This window comes from Stenotrophomonas maltophilia group sp. RNC7, assembly GCF_030910085.1.
GTDB lineage: Bacteria > Pseudomonadota > Gammaproteobacteria > Xanthomonadales > Xanthomonadaceae > Stenotrophomonas > Stenotrophomonas sepilia.
Genome location: NZ_JAVFVN010000806.1, coordinates 1 through 1,221 on the forward strand (window position 1 = coordinate 1; position 1,221 = coordinate 1,221).

Here is a 1,221-nt window from a genome sequence, read left to right on the forward strand (position 1 = left end):
CAACAATAAGAAGTAAAAAAGGAAATCTGATGGAAAATCTGGACACGCACGACGAGAGCGCAGAACTGCTTCTGAGCCTTACTGCAGATGTTGTAGCTGCATATGTCGGCAATAATTCGATTCGCGCTGGCGAGCTGCCGCTGCTGATCGCCGAAGTACATGCCGCGTTCAAGCGTCACGTCGAACGCGAAGAAGCGCCTGTCGTCGTTGAGAAGCCGAAGCCTGCCGTCAACCCGAAGAAGTCGGTTCATGACGACTACATCATCTGCCTCGAAGACGGCAAGAAGTTCAAGTCGCTGAAGCGTCACCTCATGACCCATTACAACATGACGCCGGAACAGTACCGCGAAAAGTGGGATCTCGACCCGAACTATCCGATGGTCGCCCCCAACTACGCTGCTGCCCGTTCGCGTCTTGCGAAGAAGATGGGCCTCGGCCGCAAGCCGAAGGAAGCTTGAGCGCTCTGACTTTCGAGCGCACTGCGCTTTGCCACATCTATTCTTGAGCGTTTGTTGAAATGGCCGTTATCGTAAAGCGCAAGCTCAACGATAGCGGCCATTTTGCTTGGGGTGCCTTTTCCGAAATGCTGGCCCCGTCAGCCGATCCGGTCGAAAGCCTGTTTCAATGCGATGTGCCGGTTCAGGTCATAACTCCAGTGACCGCACATTCCTTTCAGGCGCTCCCTTTCCATAAGGCGCGTCAGGCGCCGCTTGGTTCGTTCCTTTTCTTCCTGCGATGCCTTGAGAACTTCATCCAGATCGATCCCGGCGATGATCTGCAAGGCGATGCGTTGCATCGCCGTCAGTTGATTCTCTTTTTTTCGGGCAAGGAATAATTTGCGGGCGTGTCTGAGATCCGCATCCATCGTCACAATCCTCATTTCTCGGTGTGAACGAGCATGAACCTCGTGAGATGCCGTTGGATAATATTCCTAGATTTTGGCGCGGTTTTCTGTAAAATAGCGAGCAGCCGCACCCCTTTGCGACCCGTTAATTCCACGCTTACAAGGCCTTGGCCTATCTTAGAAGTGTCGAAATTAACCGCAAAACACAATCCATTCTACAAAACTTATCCACTCTTGCATTTTTCTCCGTATAAGAAGATATTCCTATTCTGGCGAGGGAAGATGAATGTCTTTGGAACTATCGGATGTCATTCACACGCGGGCGGAAGCTTTCGAAGCATTGAAGCTGCTGGCAATAAGGCATGGTCGGAACCTTA

General features: G+C 51.7%; 2 protein-coding genes. One reads left to right on the plus strand and one right to left on the minus strand.

Annotated features, from left to right (window positions below; translation table 11 throughout):
• Positions 1 to 29: 29 nt before the first annotated feature.
• Positions 30 to 458, plus strand: coding sequence for a MucR family transcriptional regulator (locus tag RCF13_RS19365; protein WP_006466324.1), 429 nt, complete (start codon positions 30 to 32; stop codon positions 456 to 458).
• Between the two features lie 137 nt (positions 459 to 595).
• On the opposite strand, the gene RCF13_RS19370 is transcribed toward RCF13_RS19365, so the two are convergent.
• A complete protein-coding gene (locus RCF13_RS19370; RefSeq protein WP_151661397.1) occupies positions 596 to 865 on the minus strand; it encodes a cytoplasmic protein in 270 nt (89 codons plus the stop codon).
• Between the last annotated feature and the right edge of the window lie 356 nt (positions 866 to 1,221).